This is a genomic window from Methylocystis sp. Uni0008 (assembly GCF_056838045.1).
The window spans coordinates 305,623-325,829 of the sequence record NZ_JBXEJH010000002.1 but is presented as its reverse complement, the minus strand read 5'-3'; the positions used below and the strand labels follow the sequence as shown (position 1 = coordinate 325,829).

The following is a 20,207-nucleotide window of genomic DNA, read 5'->3' as shown; positions in this document are numbered from 1 at the left end:
TTCCTTCAGTCACGGCCTCGACACCATTGGCTGCGGAGGCTCCCGCTCGACCGATGTCGTCGTGTATCGTCGCTCGAAAAGATCAACAACGCAAAGTTTAACGGCGGAACTGCAAGTCACTGGATGCGGTCCGCCATTTTGCTCGACGGTTTATGAGGGGCGCGGACTCCTTGGATGATATCACGCCGATGAGACCTTCCGCGCCTCGTACTGTTGCCTAAGGAACACGGCCCGACAGCAAATCGATGGTCGGACCGTTCCATTATTGTCGACGACAATTACCGTACGTCAGCTTCGCATCGAATATGCGTTCAATCACGAAGCTCTCTCCATCAGCGACAGACCCACACCCATTTTCCATGATGGCGGTGCCAGCACACATTATGTCTGTGTTGGCCAGGAGTGCTCCAATCACGATGCATGTGACGGCCATGCCCGCCGGGGACCATTCCGTGAGTCTGCGGGTCGTGCTCCTGGAGCTCTTGGGCCATCGCGGGAACGGATAGGGCCAGCATCGTCGCTAAGGCAATAGAGAGTCTAAGCATTAGTCTTTCCTCCTGTGAAGATTGTTGTGCATTGTTCTATGGAGCTGCGTGGATAGTTCCCCCCAACTCCTGTTTGACCTCTCCTTTTTGAGGCAGGCCAAACCCCTTGATCAGCGCATAGATCGCCGGAATGACAACGAGCGTCAGAGCCGTCGAAGACACCATCCCGCCAATCATCGGAACGGCGATGCGCTGCATAACTTCTGACCCTGCGCCAGTGCTCCAGAGGATCGGCACAAGCCCCGCCATGATTGCGACGACCGTCATCATCTTCGGCCGCACGCGCTCGACCGCGCCGAGCATAATCGCTTCTCGCAAATCGGCGCGAGTGAAGATCTTCCCTTTGGCCACGCGCTTGGCCGCGACCTCGCGCATTGCCGCATCGAGATAGATCAGCATCACGACGCCGGTCTCGGCGGCGACGCCAGCAAGCGCGATGAAGCCGACCGCAACCGCGACGGACATATTGAAGTTCAAGAGCCACATCAGCCACACGCCGCCGACCAGCGCGAAGGGCAGCGACAGCATGACAATCAATGTCTCGGTCAAGCGGCGGAAATTCAGGTAGAGCAGCAGGAAGATGATGAGCAGCGTCACCGGTACCACGATCTGCATGCGCCCTCGTGCGCGCTCCAGATATTCGAACTGACCGCTCCAGACGACATAAGCGCCTGCCGGGAACTCGATCGCATCGACGACCGCCTGGCGCGCTTCTTCGACAAAGCCGCCGAGATCGCGGTCGCGGATATCAACGAAGATGTAGACTGTGAGCTGGCCGTTCTCGGTGCGAATCGAGGTCGGGCCACGAACGAGTCCGACACTCGCCACTTCGCCGAGCGGAACCGTCCCGCCGCCAGGTAGGGGAATCAGCACTTCGCTGGCGATCGCTCTCGGATCGGAGCGGAAGTCGCGCGGATAGCGGATGTTGACGCCGTAGCGTTCGCGTCCTTCAACCGTCGTTGTGACGGTCTCGCCGCCGAGCGCCGTGGCGATTATCGCTTGCATGTCGCCGATCATGAGGCCGTAGCGCGCGAGCATCGCGCGATCAGGAACAATATCGAGATAATAGCCGCCGATGACGCGTTCGGCGTAGGCGCTCGAAGTTCCGGGCACGCGCTTCAAGACGGCCTCGACTTGGCGCGCGAGCCCCTCCATTTGCGACAGGTCGCGGCCAAAAATCTTGACGCCGATCGGCGTTCTGATCCCGGTCGCCAGCATGTCAATCCTGTTTCGGATCGGCATGGTCCAGGCATTCGACACGCCGGGGAATTGCAGCGCCGCGTCCATTTCGCCAATGAGCTTGTCGATCGTTATTCCAGAACGCCACTGATCCTTCGGCTTCAACTGGATGACGGTCTCTGACATTTCGAGCGGCGCCGGATCGGTCGCCGTGGAGGCGCGCCCAGCCTTGCCATACGCGGTGTGAACTTCGGGGAAGGATTTGATGATACGGTCCTGCTTTTGCAGGAGCTCGGCGGCCTTGGTGACCGAGAGCCCGGGCAGCGTCGTCGGCATGTAAAGGAGCGCACCCTCATTGAGAGTGGGCATGAATTCGCTACCGAGCTGGCGGGCCGGAATGATGGTCAGCGCTAGCGCGCCCAGCGCCAGCAGAATAGTGGCGACTTTCGCTTTGAGCACCAGACGTATGATCGGCCGATAGAGCCAAATGAGCGCGCGATTGATGGGGTTCCTCGTCTCGGGAATAATTTTTCCGCGCACGAAGACGACCATCAGCGCCGGCACGAGCGTCACGGAAAGAAGCGCCGCCGCCGCCATGGCGAACGTCTTGGTGAAGGCGAGCGGGCTGAACAGACGCCCCTCTTGCGCTTCGAGCGTGAAGATGGGCAGGAACGAAACCGTAATGATCAACAGGCTGAAGAACAGCGCGGGGCCAACCTCAGTCGCAGCATCGATCAATATCTCGATACGCCGCTTGTCGGGCAGCGCGCGCTCCAGATGCTTATGCGCGTTCTCAATCATGACGATGGCGGCGTCCACCATTGCGCCGATAGCGATGGCTATGCCGCCCAAACTCATGATGTTGGAGCCGATTCCCAGCGCCTTCATCGCGGCGAACGCCATGAGTACGCCAACGGGAAGCATGATGATGGCGACGAGTGCGCTGCGCACATGCATTAGAAAGACGACGCAGACGAGAGCAACAATGACGCCTTCTTCGACGAGTGTGCTCCTGAGCGTCTCGACGGCTGCATGAATGAGCTGGGAGCGGTCGTAAACCGAGACGATCTCAACGCCCTTGGGCAAGCTTGTCGCCATCTGCGCAAGGGTCGATTTGACATTGTCGATCACTGTGAGCGCATTGGCGCCATAACGCTGTAGCGCGATGCCGCTCGCAACCTCGCCCTCACCATTGAGTTCGGTGACGCCACGCCGCTCGTCGGGGCCGAGCTCGACGCGCGCGACATCCTTCAGGAGAAGTGGTGTGCCGTTTTCGACGCGCAGGACAATACTTTTCAGGTCGTTCACGCTGCGCAGATAGCCTCGTCCACGCACAATGAATTCAAATTCGGAAAGCTCGACCGTGCGACCGCCTACATCGGCATTGCTGGCGCGGATGGCGCCGCGCACTTTCGACAGCGGAATGCCGAGCGCGCGCAGTCGGTTAGGATCGACAACGACATTATACTGCTTGACGAAGCCGCCGACGCTCGCGATCTCGGCGACGCCTTCGGCCTTGGCGAGGCCGTAGCGGATCGTCCAATCCTGGATCGAGCGCAATTCGGCGAGCGTCATATCCTTGGCGATGAGCGCATATTGATAGACCCAGCCGACGCCCGTCGCGTCGGGACCGAGAACTGGCGTCACGCCCGCCGGCAATCTCTTACTCGCCGCGCTCAAATATTCGAGGACGCGCGAGCGCGCCCAATAAATGTCGACGCCATCCTCGAAGATGACGTAGACGAAGGATACGCCGAAGAATGAAAATCCGCGCACCACTTTGGAGCGCGGAACGGTCAACATCGAACTGGTGAGCGGATAAGTGACTTGATCCTCGACGACTTGCGGCGCCTGACCGGGATATTCGGTGTAGACGATCGCTTGCACGTCGGAGAGATCGGGAATGGCGTCGAGCGGCAGTGTGCGCAAGGCATAGACGCCGCCTGCGACCGCGAAGGCAGCGCCCACGAATATGAGCAAAAGGTTGCGCGCCGACCAGGCGATGAGACGCGCAATCACTTGCCCGCCTCCCCTTGGTCGAGAGCTCGTAACGCCGCCTTCAAATTGCTTTCGGCGTCGATGAGGAAGTTCGCGGCCGTGACGACGCGTTCGTTTTCGTTCACACCGCTCTTGATTTCGACGAAGCCTTCGCCACGCCGACCGATCTTGACTTCGCGTGGCTCGAAGCGCCCTTCGCCCTTGTCGACAATCGCCACTTGCCGCTTCCCGGTGTCGATGACCGCGCTTTCTGGCGCCGTTAGCACTTTTTCGTTGCCGCCGGCTGCGATCTCGACCTCGGCGTACATGTCTCCCCGCAGCAACCCATCGAGGTTCGGCAGTTCGATCCTGACGCGCGCCGTTCGTGTCTCCATATTGAGATGGGGATAAATCAGAGCGACTTGCCCCTTAAAGGCTCGATCTGGGTAAGCCCGTGGCCGCACATCGACCTTTTGTCCGGGCTTGATCAAGGCGATGTCCCGCTCGGCGATGTCCGCCAGCACCCAAACTAGGGAATGATCGACGATGCGAAACAGCATGTCGCCCGGCGCGGCGCGCATGCCGTTAATTGCCGCTCGCTCCAAGACATGGCCGTCTTGCGGCGCGGGCCATGCAATCACACGTGGAACGCTGCGGGCGCGCCCGATCGCGGCGATGGCGCTTTCGTCGAGGCCGAGATTGACGAGCCGCCGCTTGGCTCCCTCCAGACGCTGGGCGTCGATCCCGCCGCCACGCCGCATGTTGAGGACGGCGACATATTCGGCGGCTGCGCTCGAAAGATTCGGCCCATACACGCGCATCAGCGTCTGGCCCTTGCGAACATAATCGCCCTCCGCAAACTTCCCGACCGATTCGATGAAGCCTTCGAAGCGCAGGGAGACGATCGAGATACGTCGCGGGTCGAAGTCGATCCTGCCCGTCGCTCGAACAGGGACGCTCAGCGTCCGGCGTTGGACGGGTTCGGAGCGAACGCCGGTCTTTTGCAGCTTTCCGGGGCTGATCGTGATGGTCGTGCCGTTCTCCGCCTCGTCCTCGTAGACGGGTACGTAATCCATTCCCATCTCGTCTTTCTTGGGAACGGGCGATGTGTCAGGCAGGCCCATTGGATGGCGATAGAAGCGCACGCGTCGTTCGCCACCAATCTTGGCGGAGCCTGCAGGAGGCTTGTCCTCGAAACTCACATCCTCGCTGGCGCGCACCGGCAGATAATCTTTGCCTGCCGATGTCTTCTTGGGCGTCGAGGAATAGGCTGGGCGACCGTCGGGATCCCTGTAGTAAATGATCGGGCCTGTCGTTGCAGGCGGCTTACCCGAGATACTAGGCCCGGCGTCACCCAGCGTTCCTGTAGGTGTGACCCATTTGAAACGTCCCTCGGCCAGCCAAGCGAGGCTGGCCGCGACGACGACAAAGCCCAAAAGAATTGCGAAGTGACGGCGAGTCATAGAGAGCCTCCCGCCAGACGTTCAAGCTCCGCGTATCTGGCTTGCTCTTCGACTTTGAGCTTAAGGATTTCGAGTTCGATCGCTCGCAGGCGTCGTTCGGCTTCCAGAGACGTCGCCAAGTCGGCGGCTCCGGCCGCAAAGCCGCTTCGCGCCGTCTCCACCGACAGCCGCGCCGGACTGAGCTGGCGTTGTTCGACGATCCGGATCGCCTTGCGCACCGCCTCCAGCCCGAACCACGCTTCGGCCACATCGCCGTCGAGCCGGATTCGGATGGCGTCGTAGCGCATCTGCGCGGCGCCGAGCCGCGAACTGGCGGCGCGCTGTTCGGCGTCTTTCGCTTCATATTGCAGCGGCACCTTGAATCCGAGCATGAACATGCCGCTATTGTCGCCGGTGGGACGCTGCACGAAATTCGCGCCAACGGTGACGTTCGGATAGTAATTCAGGTCCGTGAGTTCTTTAGTTCCGATCGCTGCGCGGACCTGCGCGCCGGTCGTGGCGAGGGCTGGATTGGCGACTCTCGCGAGCTCCTGAACGCCGGCGAGCGTCAGCTTTGTTTTCAGCGGCCGAAAGCCTTTGGGCATAGCGAGTGGCTCTTGCGAGCCGCGACCGACCAAGGCATTTAAGCGAGCGGCGGCGGCCTTTGCCTCGCCTTGACGGCGCGCGACCTCTGTTTCAGCCGTCGCCGCCTCGATCTCGGCTTTGATCACTTCCTGCTGGTCGACCGAGCTCGCGCCATAACGCAAGCGCAGGAGCGCGAGAATTTCGTCGAGCCGGCGCTTTAATCCAAGCGAAAGGTCGATCGCCCGATGCGCGGCGCCGTATTGCGCATAGGCGGCTTTGACGCGGGCGATCAAATCTGTGGCGACGGCGCGACTCTGATGCCTCGCAGCCTCGGCGTCGGCCTCTGCGACGCCGCGCTCCAGATCGAGTTTGCCCCAAAGTTTGAATTCCTGCTCGAAGCCGATCCAACGCTGGCCGATGCCGCGTCCATTCACATCCCATGCTTGCAGCGTTACCGTCGGATCGGCCAGCACGCCTGCCGCGCCCACTTTATGCGCTGCCGCATCGGCATCCAGCGCGGCCGCCGCTAGTTCAGGGCTTAGCTGATTTGCAAGGGCGACGACGCTTTCGACGTTGGCGCCGGGCAAGTTTCGCTCGGTTGCCGAAAGCGATGTTGAGCACATCAATACCGCCGCCGATTCCACAAATGAGATGGCGCGAAGGCGCCGTCCTCGACTCATGGCGCCACCTTTAGAATTAGTCGGCCTTGGACCGTGCCGCTCTCGCCCTGCACCTTTGCAGCGAGTGATATCCGCCACGTTCCCGCATCAGTCAGATCGACCTTGAATCGATAAATTCCGGGATCGGGGCTTTGCGCCGGTTCGATCATGCTGGTCATCGTCTCCATGCCATCTGGAGCCATATCGAGACGCATCGCGAAGATCACCGCGTCTGGCGCCGGCTTGTCGTCGGGCTTATGGACGAGACGTACCGATACGATCGCTTGCCCCGTCTTGAATTGCGCTGCGACGAGTCGGAATTCGTAGTCGTTGATATTGGCGCGGGCGAACGGCGCTAGGCCTAGGATGGCAAGCGCGACCAGCGCGAATAAGCGCGCCTTGCTCGAGGTCACGAGCATCATCAGATTCTCTCCGTATCCCATTAATGCGCATGGTCGTCGGGCGGATTGCAGCCGCGCTCAATCCCGACGAGGGACGTCATCGCGCCTCACGCGTCGATGCGACAACGGCGCTGGTTCCTGCGGGAATGGGATCGTGGATAACGATCCCCCTCGGCTAGCCGCAGCGACCGCTTGAGGTCGCGCCAAATCTGCTCCGGGCGCAACCGTGAGCGAGATTGGACTTTCGGCTTTAGACGATTGGAGGCCGAAGAGCGGGCGGGCTTCGCAATCCACCGAGCTCAATGTCGTCGGAGGGAATTAGCGGCGGCGCACACACCCAAAGAACGGCATCAACGAATGGTTGAAACTGCGGAAGCGCTGCTTGACTGGGCCCGCAGAGGATCTCAGCGCACACGGGGAGTGCTGCGCCGTCATGGCCGTTGTGGTCGGGACAATCGTCCATGCTCATTTCGATGCAAGCATGGTTCATCTTCGCGGCAAAAGCTCCGCCCGCCCCAGCTAAAGCTGTAGCGAGAATAACCACAGAGATCAAAAGGCGAAGGCAGCGAAGCATTTCTCTACTCTGTCAGCCGCAAACTACCATGGCAAGCGCCACGCCCAAACCATTTTCTGATCCGGCGAAGGTCGGCTACGGACGGTGTGCGCCCGGATAGCTGGACTCCGCTAGATTGTCTCTCGCCAGTGGCTGGCCGGAATAGGATTGGACTTGAAAAGCGTACTAAAGCGTGAAGGTGCTGAACTAAAACTTCGGAGCGGCATGATTTCGTGCTCATACCGTCGACTGTCGACCTATCGTGCGATGAGATTGTTGAAGAACTTTTGGCGCAAAGTTGTTTCATGCGCATGCCAGATACCGGCGCAAAGACCATCGTCGCTTGTCTGGCCGTGACAACGACCCAAATCGGAGCGATAGGCGATGCCCATAAGAAGGGCGAGAAGAAAGCGCCCGAGATCGACCGAAGGCGAAGGAAGGGCAGTTGCGGTGTTTGCCTGGAATGCGCCCTCGGCGTCCTTTCTCAAACGCGGTCCCCTGAGTTCCTGCCCCCGCGCACGCGAATCGGCCGTGTTCATGTTCCAAATCCAGCGACAGAGCTTCCTTGGTTAGCTCGGCTCGCCGACGTCCTTGTGATTTATCAGAGAAGATGCGCGTTCAGTAATAGCCTTAAGAGGAAGCCGAAGTTCGAAGATCAACCCGTTTGGGTTAAAATCGATCGTTGCTTGTCCACCGAACGGCTTTCCCGACTCGAGTAAGATGGTATTGCCGAATCCGTTCGCTGTCGGTCGAGGATGGATGGGCGGCCCGCCGGCTGGCGACGACATACGACGCCAGCCCCGTTTTTGCACGCGCAGTACAAGCGTGATGAATCTGTAGCCCAGAGTTTTCGAAAAAGGCATCTCGCTCTCTTTTTTTGTCCGCACCTAGTCCCTCACATCGCCCATCCTACGCCTATCGATGATGCACTTGGGTAGCGCGGCTCGAGAGAAGATGCCAAAGACGCTTAGGCTCTGCCTATGACAGAAAGGGTTCTTTCGATGTGGGTCAACCCCCGAGTTTCTTACGAGGACAAATTGAAAGCCCTCACATTAGCTTGCCTCCAAGCCAATCCGGAGCTGGTCAAAAGAATTGAAAGCCGTCCAAATTGCGCTGCAAGCGCGAGCGACGTAATCGGCATTGTCGACATTAAGGTGCTGCTTATGAAGGACGTCTCTGATCGCAGGTGCCTGTCAAATATTGAGACCCTGTCGTGTTGGTGGAATTTCAAGAAAGACGCGTTGAGTTCTCAATCAGACGAATGCATCGGTTTTTTATATGAAACTCTCCTCTATCTCACACGCTAAATTCAGATTCGCCATTCTGAACGAATCCGGGGCACGGCCAGGATCGCGGTCCTTTTTGTGGTGCGCATTGCGAGCCGGCGGGAATGGTCGATGGTAAGCAGCAGCGCCTCGTGCTGTAAATTAGAAGAGGTCGGCGAGTCGGACCCCTCAGAGGTTTGCAGACAGCTTTTCGTTGGCCCGAGCCCATAGGCCGCAGCTCGCGCGGCAACGCGTCAATGCTACGCCCTCGCCACGTCGGCCGCAGGGCGTCGGCGTCGTCATCGAGGCGGAGCACAGCTGCACGACGCTGTGGGGGTCAACACGACGGACTCGCTCCTGACGATGAGCCGGCTGCTCGGCGTGAACCGCGACCACTCGCGCACCCGCAAGGAATTCCTTGCCATGGTGCAGGGGAGGCGAGCGCTGCGCCTAGCAAGTTGTGGAAATTAGCGCCGCGCCGGCGGCGGTACTTGCAAGGCGCCCAGACGAGTCGATGTGATTTATTGGCAAGAGCGCCGGCGCAGCCATAGCTCATGGACGGGATTGTGGTCGCGAAGAGCTGGCGCGTTTAGCCAGGAGCGGGTCTTCGTGGACCGCGCCGTCCCCATCCAGGACGAAGCGCCAAAGCAATATTCCGCGCCGGAAGGTGAGGCGAGTTTTGCCATAATCCTCGCCTTCTCCCCGCTCGCAGGTCGCCACGATTGTTCCCCGCTGCAGTTCCGTGCGAAAGGCTTCGACGGAGAGTCCGAATTTTGGCGCAACGAAAGTCGCGTCCACAACGAAGTCTTCGCCGTCACGGACAATGTCCGCACATCTGGGATTGGCCATCCTGTCCTCCGCTCGCCGGGTCAAGGCCGGCACCCAAAATCAAGTGCCGTTGCTTTATAGCCGACGAGGCAGGGTCGTGTCGCGGCGAAAGAGGCGTGCTTCGATTCAGCGGTTCATCAAAACGCCTTTAGGCTCGGCTTCGGCAACAATGGGGCTGACCTGAGCTTAAAGGAGGTCGATTTTCGCTGGACCTACATCTCATCGCCGCTCAATCGCCGCCACGTGCCGTCCGGCTGAACAGCCGCGCGATCTTGCGTGCTAACGGCGCGCGTGAGCGCCGCAGAATGCGCTTCTCCGCTCTTTTCCTGCGCACGCGCCGCGGCCTTGGGCTCCAAAGCGCGCCGCAGACGCCGATACGCTCAGCGATCACCGCGTCCTGCCTTGGAGTGAAGATGACTCCTGGGAGCAGGTTGGAATGAAATCGGCGGAACGTGAGAATAGCATGGCTCTGCTCCTCTTCGAAATCTCAGACCTCATCAAAACTCACTCAGAGGGCTTATCTCATGAACAGGAACACCTTGGCGATTATAAGGGACTGGGTTGGGCGCTGGTCAGACGAACGTTTCGCCGGGGCGCTCAATCGAATGGTCATCCCTCCGGCAAGGGCAAACCTCAAGTGCGCTCCCGTGCGTCGCGCGCGGTATCCAAGCCTATAATCTTCAGAATGGCTGACGATGACCGAGGCGGCTCAGGCGTCGAGCATAATGAAAGATAGGTTGAGCCATCTTAGCAAGGCTGGCTATTTTCGCCCGCGGCAGGTTGTTTCCGCAGTGCGTAACAAATCCGTGTTAACAGGACCGATGAAATGGCGGGGCTCGAAAAGGGCGCCCGTATCGCATCGCCAACGAGAAGACGCTTCCAGTATTTTACTACGCACGCACCATGATGGGTGTCATCGCAGCTTCGACACGCGTTGTTGTTTTGGATGCTCCGCTTGAGACAAAAGAGCTCAGCCTCTCACAAAGGCGAGTCCAGTCTTGAGACGTCGATCTGCTCGTCGTGCATCCCGAACAGCCTGCCGTCCCGTAGCTGATGGATGTGATCGAAGCGATCGAAAATCTTCTCGTCATGCGTTACGGCGATGATCGCGGCGTCGTGCTCGACCGCGAGCTTGCGCAAGAGGTCCATGACGATGCCGGCGCGCTTGGAGTCGAGGGCGGCCGTTGGTTCGTCCGCGAGAATGATGCGAGGGCTGTTCGCTAGCGCCCGCGCGATGGCCACCCGCTGCGCTTCGCCACCGGAGAGCTTGGCCGGCATCGCTTTTGCGCGGTGGCCGATCTCGAGATAATCGAGCAAAGCCACGGCCCGCTTGCGCGCATTAGCAATGTCGACGCCGGCCAATTGCAACACGATCGCCACGTTATCGGTCACATCGAGGAACGGCAGCAGGTTGTGGAACTGGAAGATGAACCCGATCTTGTCGAGCCTGAGACGCCGCAAATCACCCCGAAGCCGGCGGCCATCGCGGACGACCAGTTCGCCGTCGAGCTCCATGCACCCCGAGGACGGATCCAAAATGCAGCCGATGATGTTAAGGAGGGTGGTCTTGCCGGAACCGGAGGGGCCAAGCAGCGCTACGACCTGTCGGGGGTAAACCTCTAGCGAAACATCGCGCACTGCATCGACGCGGGTTTCTCCCTCGCCAAAGTGTTTTGAGATGCGATCCAGCCGAACAAGCGGCGCGCCAGAGCTTGTGGTTTGCATCTCAGCCCCCAAGCGCGGTCGCCGGATCGACCCTGAGCGCGGCGCGGACGCCAAGGACGCTCGATAGAAGGCATACTACGAAGACAATGGCTCCCAGAATGACAACATTATCCGGCTCCAGCACCACACGTCGTGGAAAGTAGTCCTGAATATTGACGATAAGTGCGCCACCGATTGCAAATCCGATGAAGCCGAGCGCCATGGCTTGCTGCACGATCATCCCGATGATCGTTCTGTCGGGCGCTCCAATCAATTTCAAGGTGGCGATCTGCTTCAGTTTCTCCATGGTCATCGTGTAGATAATAAGCGCGATGATCACCGCGGAGACGACCAGCAGCAGGCCTGTAAAAAGCGCGATTTGTCGGCGCGCACGGTCAACGAGCGAAAGTGTCAGAATGTTCTCTTGAGCTTCCTGGGTAATGGCCGCGAGATGCTTCCACCGCTTGATTGTGCTAGCGACGGCCTCCGAAGAAGAGTTCGGATGCAGACGCGCCACGACCGCATTGACGGTGTCCCGAGTTGATCCGCCCTCGCCACGAGCGAGTTTGAGTCGCGCCGCCGACGGCGCGAGATCGAACTGCAGTTTCTGCGCGTCCTGCAGCGTGACGTAGACGGCCGGGTCGCCTCCCGAACTGACCTGGTGCTGCGTGAGACCAACCACCGTGAACATGCTTCGGCCGAGCGCGACCCGATCGCCGAGGACAAGACCGGCAGCGCGGTCGGCGACTATCTCATAGTGGCTGCGAGCAACTCCGCGACCTTCGATGATTACTGGCGGACCGCCTGGTCGCGTCGGCTCGTAACCGATGACGTAGAGCCGGAGCTTGTTGCCCATGTGCTCACTCTCTACCGTCTGATACGTGACGCTTCCGGCGGCGTCCACGCCCGCGATGCGGGCGATCGCCTCCCGCGTGTCTCCTGGAATGCGAGATATCTCCGCGAAGGGACCGCGCGTACTGGATTCCACAACCCACAAATCGACAGCCGGCGCTCGGGCGATGGTCAGCGCCTCAACGACGAGCCCGCGATAGATGCCGATCATTGCGAGCACGACTCCGAGCAGGAGGCCAAGTCCCAGGCAGGTCAATAGGAACCGACCGAGATTGTGCATAATGTCGCGATATGCAAGGTTCATTTCTTGCTGGCCTCGATCGTCCAAATAAAGCGGCCTTCGCGTAAGCCGCTCTCCAGGTTCGCCACGACACGCGCATCTCCGGGCAGGCCATCCACGATCTCAAGACGCGCGTCCTCCGTGCGATGTCGGAATTTTACCAGACGCCTCCGCAACCGGCCGGACTCGACCGTCCATACCCGGCCTTGCCGTCCGTCGTAGCCCTGCACGACGGCCTCTGGAACGAGGATCGCTCTATCAAGCTGAGCGACGGTGATCCAGACCTCCACCTGCTCGCCGAGATAGACTCGGAATGGCGGATTGTCGCCCTTAATGAGAACGCGCCGTTCCTCCGTAATGCGATCGCTTTCGAGGCCAATGCGGGCGACCCGTCCTGTGAACGCATCCTGCGGACGCGAGCGAAGGCGTGCATCGACATGTTGCCCTTCCTGGATAAATCCCGCGCGCGCTTCGTCGACATGAGCGAGACCCCAGTACGTGTCAGCCGCAATGAGCGTGAAAATTGGATCGCCAGCCTTGACGACAGAGCCCAGTTCCTTGTGGCGCTCCATAATCACGGCGTCGTAGGGAGCCGTGAGCGTCCTATGGCGCAACATCGTTTCTTCGAACTGATACTGAGCTCGCGCATCGGCCAGTTGCGCCTTCGCGCTGGCAATCTCGCTATCTGCAACGGCAACATCGGCGCGGGCTACGGCCTCGTCTCTGAAAGCCTCCTCTGCGACTTGCTTTGTGACGATGCTTCGCGCAACAAGCGCCTGCTTGCGCCGATTGGCTTCCTGTCTTTGCGCCATCACCGCCCGCGCCCTCTCGAGATTGGCATCCGCCCGGTTGATGTTCGTCTCGGCGATCAAGAGCGCAGCGCGCGCCTTTGCGACCTTGGCCTCTTGTTCGCTACTGGCGAGGCGCGCGAGGACCTGGCCCTTCGTCACGCGGTCGCCGTGGTCCGCGTGCAGTTCGACCAGCGTGGCCCCCACTTCGAAACCGATTTTCGACATCACACGGGCCTCGACCGTGCCAAGCCCAAAGACTCGGATCGGCACGTTCTTTTCAATTGACGCGACCTCGACGGCGATCGGACGGTTCGCGTAAACGATTAGAGCCACGGCGATGGCAAACAGTACGCCGGAGGTCGCCAGGGCGTATCTAGCGATACGCCCGCGAAGCGCTGCGGCATACAAGAGGCTGGCTCCGGTCTTTTCGCCAATAGACGTGTCAGGCCCCCTGGCCGATCGTTCGGAGGACTCATTCATGATCAGTCTCCCGGTCGCATAGAGTTCCGCTCCAATGAGGGACTATCGTTCATTCATTGCCGCCACGTCGGAGATCCTCCAGCCCTCGGCCAGCGTGCGAATGCGTTCCATGCCGGCCGGCAGTGGCGCGTCGCTCTCCCACTTCCTTGTCACGTTGAGCATGGATCGAGCCCGATTGGCCTGATCGGTAGTGTTTTCGCCATGTCGCGTCGGAGCCTCCCGACATGCCGAGCTAGAACGCCAGCGCGGCTCCCAAGTTCGTTCCCGCTTGCCATGAACTTGCGCGCATCATCGCCTGATCTTTCCTCTTGGAGTTCTTGCATTCAGCGTCTCAGCATCGGAGGCGCCTGACTTCACGCCACGGAGGTAGATGCCGAGAACTCCATGAGCATGGGTGCGAACGCCTTTGATGTCGCCCGACAGCAATGATTGCATCACCAGACCCTGGATCATCCCGATGAACAGGATCGCCGCCGCATGCGTGTCCAGATCATTGGCTGCTTCTCCAGCCGCCTTGGCCTCCTCAAGCTTTTTTGCAAGCCGCTCGGCATAGCGCTTGATGAGCATCCGTGCGATTTTCGTGGCGGGTGCGGCTTCGGCGCGCTGCAATTCACCGAACATCATTCGAGGCACGCCAGGATATTCGATCACGAACTCGATATGACTCATGAACATCGCTCGCAATCCGTCCATCGGCGAGCATGCGCCTTCTGCCGCATGATCAATGCGATCCAGCAAACGATTGGTCACCCACTCCATCACCGCCTCCCAGATCGCATCCTTCGTGGGGAAGTGACGAAACAAGGCGCCCTGCGTCACGTTCATGTGCTTAGCGATCGCTGCTGTCGTGATCTCGCTGGGGTTCTGCGCGCCGGAAAGTACGACAACTGCTTCGACGGTGAGTGATCGGCGCTCCTCGGCCGGAAGATACTTGGACTGCATGCTGCGGCTTGGCTCGGATAATAGTAAGCAATTACTATTATTGGTTAGCCGACTGCGTTGTCAAGGGACAGGCCTTCCTCTCCCGTGGCGTCGCGCTTAAGTAGAGTTGGATACGTTAGGAGCGCGGCGAGCGGGAGCTGATTACTCACTTTTCCGCTGAGCGGAACAAGCGGAGAACCGTGGCATTGATCCTCTCCATAGAGCGTTGGCTGGAAAAAAGGGGACGCCATGGCTGAGCTGCCCAGACGGCGATCAGGTTTTCTGGTTCAGCGAGATCTTAATCGAGCGATCGGAGACGTGGGATATAGGGCCCCATTAGCGTAACCGCCCCCATAACCAAGCTCTATCTTGATCTTTGTGGCTACCTTTTCATATCGCAACGCTTTACAGAGTTGCGAGATTAGGGTCGCCGACATTTCGCCGGGACCAAAGCGCTACGGCCGATGCCGCCAACTTGCCAGTTGCGCGAAGAAAGCCTTCCCTCCGGAGCTAGAATGCGCAACTTTTTTCGAACACTTGCGCCCGAGCAATTCGATGCGAGCGTCGCAATCCGCGCCGACGGAAGCTATTTTTATTCGTACGACGGCATTCTTATTTTCGTGCCCGCTCTTATTCAGGCCTGCCGAGCGGGTTTCCTGGAAGCACGCCTGGAGGCCCGACTTAAACATGCCGCTGCGCAATTGCGCGACGAAGGCTTTCGATATGCCCAATATCTTGCCCGAGGACGTTACGCAGTATTCTTGGAGCGATCGGTCGCTAGAGGCCAATCGTCCTGTTTCCCATCACGCGAGATGAAGGTGTTTTGCATTCAGCCGCAAGCCGACGGCGCTATCGTGATTGGCGGCTCTCGACCAGACGCTAACGCCCCATGTCAACTTTCCGGAACAGATGCAGAAATCGACGGACGGCTCACCGTCAGGTTAGAAAAAGGCGTCAATGTCGTCAAACATAATGCGCAGACCAAGCGGTCGAATTTGAACCATTTCCTCGTCTACCAATGGCGCATTAAATCACCAGACGCCGACCCGTTCATGGTCGTCCAGCTTCCAGAATTAGGTCGATAAGTCTGATAGCGCCTTGGTAACGCTCATCTTCGACTCGCCGGGCTGCCACGACTTCAGAAAATCGATCCAGCCCCGGCTCAACCAGGACGCTGCCGTTAGTTGCGTGCCATTTAAGCATCGGGTTTCGTTCTGGCGCGAGCGTATCGTCCTTTTACACCGATGCCCCTCATACAAGACGAGTAGAGGATCTCTCGAGCAGCGGCCATAACGCGGACGTATGCCGCCAATCACAGTTCGAGCACGGCATCATGAAGGCAATAAGCCCTTGCAGAAAGGTACAAATCTGATGACGCGCTCAGTCGCGTCGAACCAAAGCAGAGTAGCATCTAAGGCGGAGAGGATCGAGCTACCGAATTCGTTGACAGTGGACTGATGGCTATTTCGACGATGGCCTCCGCCCCGAGGCTGTTACAACTTTGGGCATGGCGCTCCGCGAACCAATGTCCAACGCCCCGTTTAACCTTGCTAAGAAAATCGAGACCGCGGTCGTCCGCCAAGTGACCGAGATCACATATCAAGTCCGCAATAGCATGCGCCTCGACAGTGCCGCACTCCTGTTGAAAAACGGCGACTGCATTAGCGCCGGCGGCTATGTGATTGGCCTTATTCATCGTTTCTCCAACCTGACAATTAGCTGGACCCTTGGAGCAGGATATCAAGTCGGGAACTTGCACAATCACAGAGCGATAGGAGCTGATCAGCGGTCAGTGCTGTTACGGCCCCACCTTCAAACGAACGATGAAAGCGGCGAGTCTGATCTCCTGATTTGGAGATAAGGCTTATGTCTAGACTTGATCTTTCGCTTGAGCCGAACGGCTCCGGGTTACGGCGCATCGAGGTGATCACTGGAGCTGGTGGTCGGCGCCGGTGGTCCGAAGGGGAGAAGGCGCTGGCAGTCGAAGGGAGTCGCTGGCTCCTGACGCGGTCGTCTCGCAGGTCGCGCGTCGACATGGCGCTACGCCACAGCAACTGTTCACCTGGCGAAGGGAGGCGCGCCGGAGGGCAGAGGCGGCGGGTTGCAATATTCTTCATCATTCCCCTCCGTTCATTTCTGATGCGGCAACTCAACTATGCCGAAAAAGGGGGGAGCCATTCCATAATCTTACGCTAAAGCGCTGATGGAGGTTCGCTGGTATCTCGGGATGGAGTTGCGCAGATAAGCCGGACCGCTGCGCGAAGGCCCTATTGCGCACCAAAGGAGCCGGCGATGAAGAAGCATGAAATCGTCTTGGCGCAGGCCCATGCGACGCTGTTCGATCTGCCCAACCGCCCCGTCCCCGACGGCGATCTTCGGCGCCATAATTTAATGGTCCCAGCGCGGAAAGCCGCGTGGGTCGTCGGATGCAAAGAAATCTCAATTGGCAACTATTAGCGAAACGCAGAATGCCTCACATGGCGCCTTGCGGAACGTCTCGGTGATCCAGACGAGTCATCGAATACCGTATGATACTGGTTGTGACAGGCAACAGTAGCGCTCCTCCAAGTATGGCTACGATCATGATCGCTATCCACGTCGTCCTGTAGTTTGCGAGCGCTTCTTCGGGCATCAACCCTTGGAAGGGCGGCATCGCTCCAATGTCAATGATGAGGCCTAGAAAGGCAAAAAACAAAGATAGCACGATCATTTGCGCAGGGGGATTCTTCGCCCAGGCATATAAATCGGCTCCAGAAGTGCGGTTGCTTTCATTTTTTGTTTCTGCAGCGCTATTTTGTGCATCATCTCCGACAAGCTCTCCGCACCGAAACACGCCGACTTGCATTCCGCCATTTTCAACACTTTTCGCGCCAGTTCCGTTCACTTGATTTGCGGAAGGCGGAACCCCGGGGCGGCTAAGGAACACGTCGTCGGATCGCCAAGGTAGTTCAATGGCGTTTGCCGCCGGCGGAGGCGTGAGTAGGAAAGTGGCGAGCGCAAGTAGGTAGAAAACGTGGTTCATGCCATTGGGTCCTGCTACTTGGAGTTATTCGCCGACTCGGAGATCGCCCATCGTGCCGAATGCATGACGCCTCTTAGATGTGATGAAAAGACGAAATCTTACTTAGAGTCGGACTCAAATTCACATCTCGATTATCCAGGGCGATGCGTCGATGGATGCCTCCGATCTCTGGAGAGCCTTAGCGGCGATTGAGCCAAGCGAGCGTTCGTTCGACCAACGCCGTGCGCGAGGATGAATTCCAAGGTATCGATTTCGGAGGACCGCAAGCCTCGCTCGCGCTATTGCGGAAGCGAGCGGTGTGGTGCCCCCTTAGCATCGACAGTCACGCGGGAAAGGCAATCCGTTCTCAGCCGCGACGTTCACTCACACGCGCCAATCACGTCACCCTTTTATAGCGGGCGTTGCTTGCTATTACCGCACCGAGCGGCTTGCGTGTCGCAGCTTTCGTTGACAACGAAGGAAATTGGTGGATCATCGCGCCTGCGAGGGTGGCGATCCCTATTCCAGGCGGTATGCCCAAGCATCGCGGACGGCTCTTCAAAGCCGAGGATTCCGGATGCCGTCTTTATATCGACGTCTGTCTATGGACTTGACCGCTCGGCTCTACATTTGGCGGCGTGCCCCGGAGCGTCTGTTGTCGCGCCAGCAAAGCTGCGCGCGCAGCACGCGGCGGCTTTCTCATTGCGCCTCGCCTTGAACGCAGGCCGGCGGGCGCTTCGAATCCATCCAAAATCAAAAGGAGAAAGCACTTGGTTTCCGCGATCATTCGCATTGTTCTCTTAACGAGCGCCCTGGCGCTTGCAATAGGCGCGCCGCAGCTGCGCGCCGAACCTGCGACGCCCATCAAGGGGACCGCCTATGTGACCTCGTGGTTCGGCGGCGTCGTTTCCGTTATAGATCTCGCATCAGGCGCACTGAAGAAGAAAATCCCAGTCGGCATCCACAATCATAACGTCACGCTGCGTCCCGATCAGAAACAAGCTTGGGTCACGAACAACAACGCGGGGACCTTATCCATCATCGATACGCAAGCAAACAGCGTGATCAAAGCGCTGCCAACAGGAAAGGGTCCGCGACACATCTTTTTCAGCGCCGATGGCAAGGAAGCATACGTTACGAACGAGTTCGACGACCGGGTCGAAATTTTTGACGCGCAGGCGGGTGCATCGCTTGGCGTCGTCAAGGTCGGCGCGATGCCGCATTTCGCGCTCGCTTCAGGCGACAGGCTTTTCGTCTCCAATTTCGGCGGCGGCGACGTGACGGTGCTCTCACGCGCAAAACGCCAGGCGCTCGCGACGATCGCTGTCGGAACAGGGCCGCTGGGCCAAGGCGCGACCAAGGACGGCAAGCGCGTTTATGTCGCCTGTCACAACGCCAATCTCGTCGCCGTGATCGACGCCGAAAGCCTTCGGCGGATCGCGGATATCGAGACCGATGCGGGACCGGTGCAAGTCACGGTCGCGCCAAATCAGACCTTCGCTTATGTCGCTAATGACGGGGCGGGCACGGTGCAGAAAATCGACCTTGCCGTGAACAAAGTCATCAAAACGATCTCCATAGCGCCGGACGCGGGTAGTCACGGCGTCGGCTTCGCCGGCGACGGTCGCTGGCTCCTCATCACCAATACGGGAGCCAACAGCCTCTCGATCTTCGACACGCAGACGGATGAGATTGTGAAGACAATCTTCGTTCCGACAGCGCCTGAAGGCGTTGCGGTCCGGCGTTGAATAGCATCTTTTTTGCGAAACGGGGGAGACGCTCGCAATTCAATGGCGCCAGACTGCCCGAATCAGTCTTGTTCTCTTTAGCTATAACGGCGCTTCGAAATTCCAAGGACTATCGTCCATGCCGCGGGCGCCGTTTAGCAGCTTTCCCTGCCCGCAGCGGATCAGAGACTTAGTTGCGCCGCAAAAAATCCCAGCCGTTCATGAGGATGGCATTTCCCTAAAGTGTTGCTACATTTGGCTGCGGTACGCGTTTGTCACGCACCCGCGTTAATTTCTCCTGAGCCGTGATGGAAATTATGCAACGATCCAATGCAGAGTGGCTGACGGCGCTTCAGGAGAGCGGTCGAGACCAACAGTTGGCGCTTGCGGACCTTCGAGCACGACTGCTTGCGGCAATTCGGGCCTATTTGGCGAAAGGCTACGCCACGCAAGAATCAACGCGTTCAGATGAAGCGCAGCACCTTGCTGAAGACTGCGCACAAGAGGCCATTCTCATTATACAATCAAAACTTGGAGACTTTCGCGGCGAAAGCCGCTTTATGACTTGGGCTTATTCAATCGCAATCAGAGTCGTGCTCGGAGAGCTGCGCCGCCGTCGCTGGCGAGAAGCTACGATCGAGCGCGCTCAGCTTGGACAGACTTTGCCGGCTTGGCCGATTCAAGAACCGGGGCCGGAGCGCAGTCTACAGCAGCGCGAAGCGTGGACTCTACTTGCGCGACTTATCGGCGCCAAGCTTACTCCCTTGCAACGGACCGCACTTGTCGCTCACGCTTTTCAGGGGATGCCCTTGGACGAGGTCGCCGAATGGTTGGGTTCTAATCGGAATAATCTTTACAAACTCATCCACGATGCGCGTAAACGGCTCAAGCAGGCTTTGCTCGAAGAAGGCGTGACGCACAAAGATCTTATTGCCGTGTTTGACGAGCCAAAATCGGGAACCCATCTCCATTCGGAGGGTAAGACTTCCTCCGTTCAACGCATCTTATAGTCAGTCG

16 protein-coding genes are annotated in these 20,207 nt (G+C 58.9%); 5 read left to right on the top strand and 11 right to left on the bottom strand.

The window, feature by feature from the left end:
• Positions 1-581: 581 nt before the first annotated feature.
• The 10 genes from AC0X69_RS21405 to AC0X69_RS21360 form a co-directional block, all read right to left on the bottom strand.
• Positions 582-3,743 (bottom strand): efflux RND transporter permease subunit, encoded by a 3,162-nt coding sequence (locus AC0X69_RS21405; RefSeq protein WP_482613574.1) that lies wholly within the window; start codon positions 3,741-3,743, stop codon positions 582-584.
• On the bottom strand, positions 3,740-5,164 hold the full coding sequence (locus AC0X69_RS21400) for an efflux RND transporter periplasmic adaptor subunit (RefSeq protein WP_482613572.1): 1,425 nt from the start codon (positions 5,162-5,164) through the stop codon (positions 3,740-3,742). Before AC0X69_RS21400 ends, AC0X69_RS21405 begins: the two co-directional genes overlap by 4 nt.
• Positions 5,161-6,351, bottom strand: a complete 1,191-nt coding sequence (locus AC0X69_RS21395; protein ID WP_482613570.1) for a TolC family protein — start codon at positions 6,349-6,351, stop codon at positions 5,161-5,163. The genes AC0X69_RS21400 and AC0X69_RS21395 overlap by 4 nt, the downstream gene beginning before the upstream one ends.
• 53 nt (positions 6,352-6,404) lie before the next feature.
• A complete protein-coding gene (locus tag AC0X69_RS21390) occupies positions 6,405-6,806 on the bottom strand; it encodes a FixH family protein (RefSeq protein WP_245435141.1) in 402 nt (133 codons plus the stop codon).
• A 792-nt stretch (positions 6,807-7,598) separates the two neighbouring features.
• Positions 7,599-7,880 (bottom strand): hypothetical protein, encoded by a 282-nt coding sequence (locus tag AC0X69_RS21385; protein ID WP_109026909.1) that lies wholly within the window; start codon positions 7,878-7,880, stop codon positions 7,599-7,601.
• A 1,278-nt stretch (positions 7,881-9,158) separates the two neighbouring features.
• A complete protein-coding gene (locus AC0X69_RS21380) occupies positions 9,159-9,455 on the bottom strand; it encodes a DUF6522 family protein (protein ID WP_109026906.1) in 297 nt (98 codons plus the stop codon).
• A gap of 957 nt (positions 9,456-10,412) precedes the next feature.
• Positions 10,413-11,159, bottom strand: a complete 747-nt coding sequence (locus AC0X69_RS21375; protein WP_109026905.1) for an ABC transporter ATP-binding protein — start codon at positions 11,157-11,159, stop codon at positions 10,413-10,415.
• A gap of 1 nt (position 11,160) precedes the next feature.
• Positions 11,161-12,294, bottom strand: a complete 1,134-nt coding sequence (locus AC0X69_RS21370) for an ABC transporter permease (RefSeq protein WP_109026904.1) — start codon at positions 12,292-12,294, stop codon at positions 11,161-11,163.
• A complete protein-coding gene (locus AC0X69_RS21365; protein ID WP_109026903.1) occupies positions 12,291-13,541 on the bottom strand; it encodes an efflux RND transporter periplasmic adaptor subunit in 1,251 nt (416 codons plus the stop codon). The genes AC0X69_RS21370 and AC0X69_RS21365 overlap by 4 nt, the downstream gene beginning before the upstream one ends.
• Before the next feature lie 288 nt (positions 13,542-13,829).
• Entirely contained in the window at positions 13,830-14,483 is a 654-nt protein-coding gene (locus AC0X69_RS21360) for a TetR/AcrR family transcriptional regulator (RefSeq protein ID WP_109026902.1), read from the bottom strand.
• A 494-nt stretch (positions 14,484-14,977) separates the two neighbouring features.
• Between AC0X69_RS21360 and AC0X69_RS21355 the strand changes: the two genes are divergently transcribed.
• The 3 genes from AC0X69_RS21355 (at position 14,978) to AC0X69_RS21345 (ending at position 16,919) form a co-directional block, all read left to right on the top strand.
• Positions 14,978-15,547 carry a hypothetical protein gene (locus tag AC0X69_RS21355; protein ID WP_109026901.1) on the top strand — a complete coding sequence of 190 codons (570 nt, stop codon included), beginning with the start codon at positions 14,978-14,980 and terminating at the stop codon, positions 15,545-15,547.
• An 867-nt stretch (positions 15,548-16,414) separates the two neighbouring features.
• The gene (locus AC0X69_RS21350; RefSeq protein ID WP_246695852.1) at positions 16,415-16,666 is read left to right on the top strand and encodes a transposase; all 252 of its coding nucleotides are present in this window, start codon (positions 16,415-16,417) and stop codon (positions 16,664-16,666) included.
• An 88-nt stretch (positions 16,667-16,754) separates the two neighbouring features.
• Positions 16,755-16,919 (top strand): hypothetical protein, encoded by a 165-nt coding sequence (locus AC0X69_RS21345; protein ID WP_154454016.1) that lies wholly within the window; start codon positions 16,755-16,757, stop codon positions 16,917-16,919.
• Between the two features lie 16 nt (positions 16,920-16,935).
• Here the strand turns inward: AC0X69_RS21345 and AC0X69_RS21340 are convergent, their stop codons facing one another.
• Positions 16,936-17,484 carry a hypothetical protein gene (locus AC0X69_RS21340; RefSeq protein WP_124740573.1) on the bottom strand — a complete coding sequence of 183 codons (549 nt, stop codon included), beginning with the start codon at positions 17,482-17,484 and terminating at the stop codon, positions 16,936-16,938.
• A 749-nt stretch (positions 17,485-18,233) separates the two neighbouring features.
• Between AC0X69_RS21340 and AC0X69_RS21335 the strand changes: the two genes are divergently transcribed.
• Together AC0X69_RS21335 and AC0X69_RS21330 are read left to right on the top strand one after the other, a co-directional pair.
• Positions 18,234-19,211, top strand: a complete 978-nt coding sequence (locus AC0X69_RS21335; RefSeq protein ID WP_158273654.1) for a YncE family protein — start codon at positions 18,234-18,236, stop codon at positions 19,209-19,211.
• 287 nt (positions 19,212-19,498) lie between these two features.
• The gene (locus AC0X69_RS21330; RefSeq protein WP_245435097.1) at positions 19,499-20,200 is read left to right on the top strand and encodes an RNA polymerase sigma factor; all 702 of its coding nucleotides are present in this window, start codon (positions 19,499-19,501) and stop codon (positions 20,198-20,200) included.
• Positions 20,201-20,207: the final 7 nt, after the last annotated feature.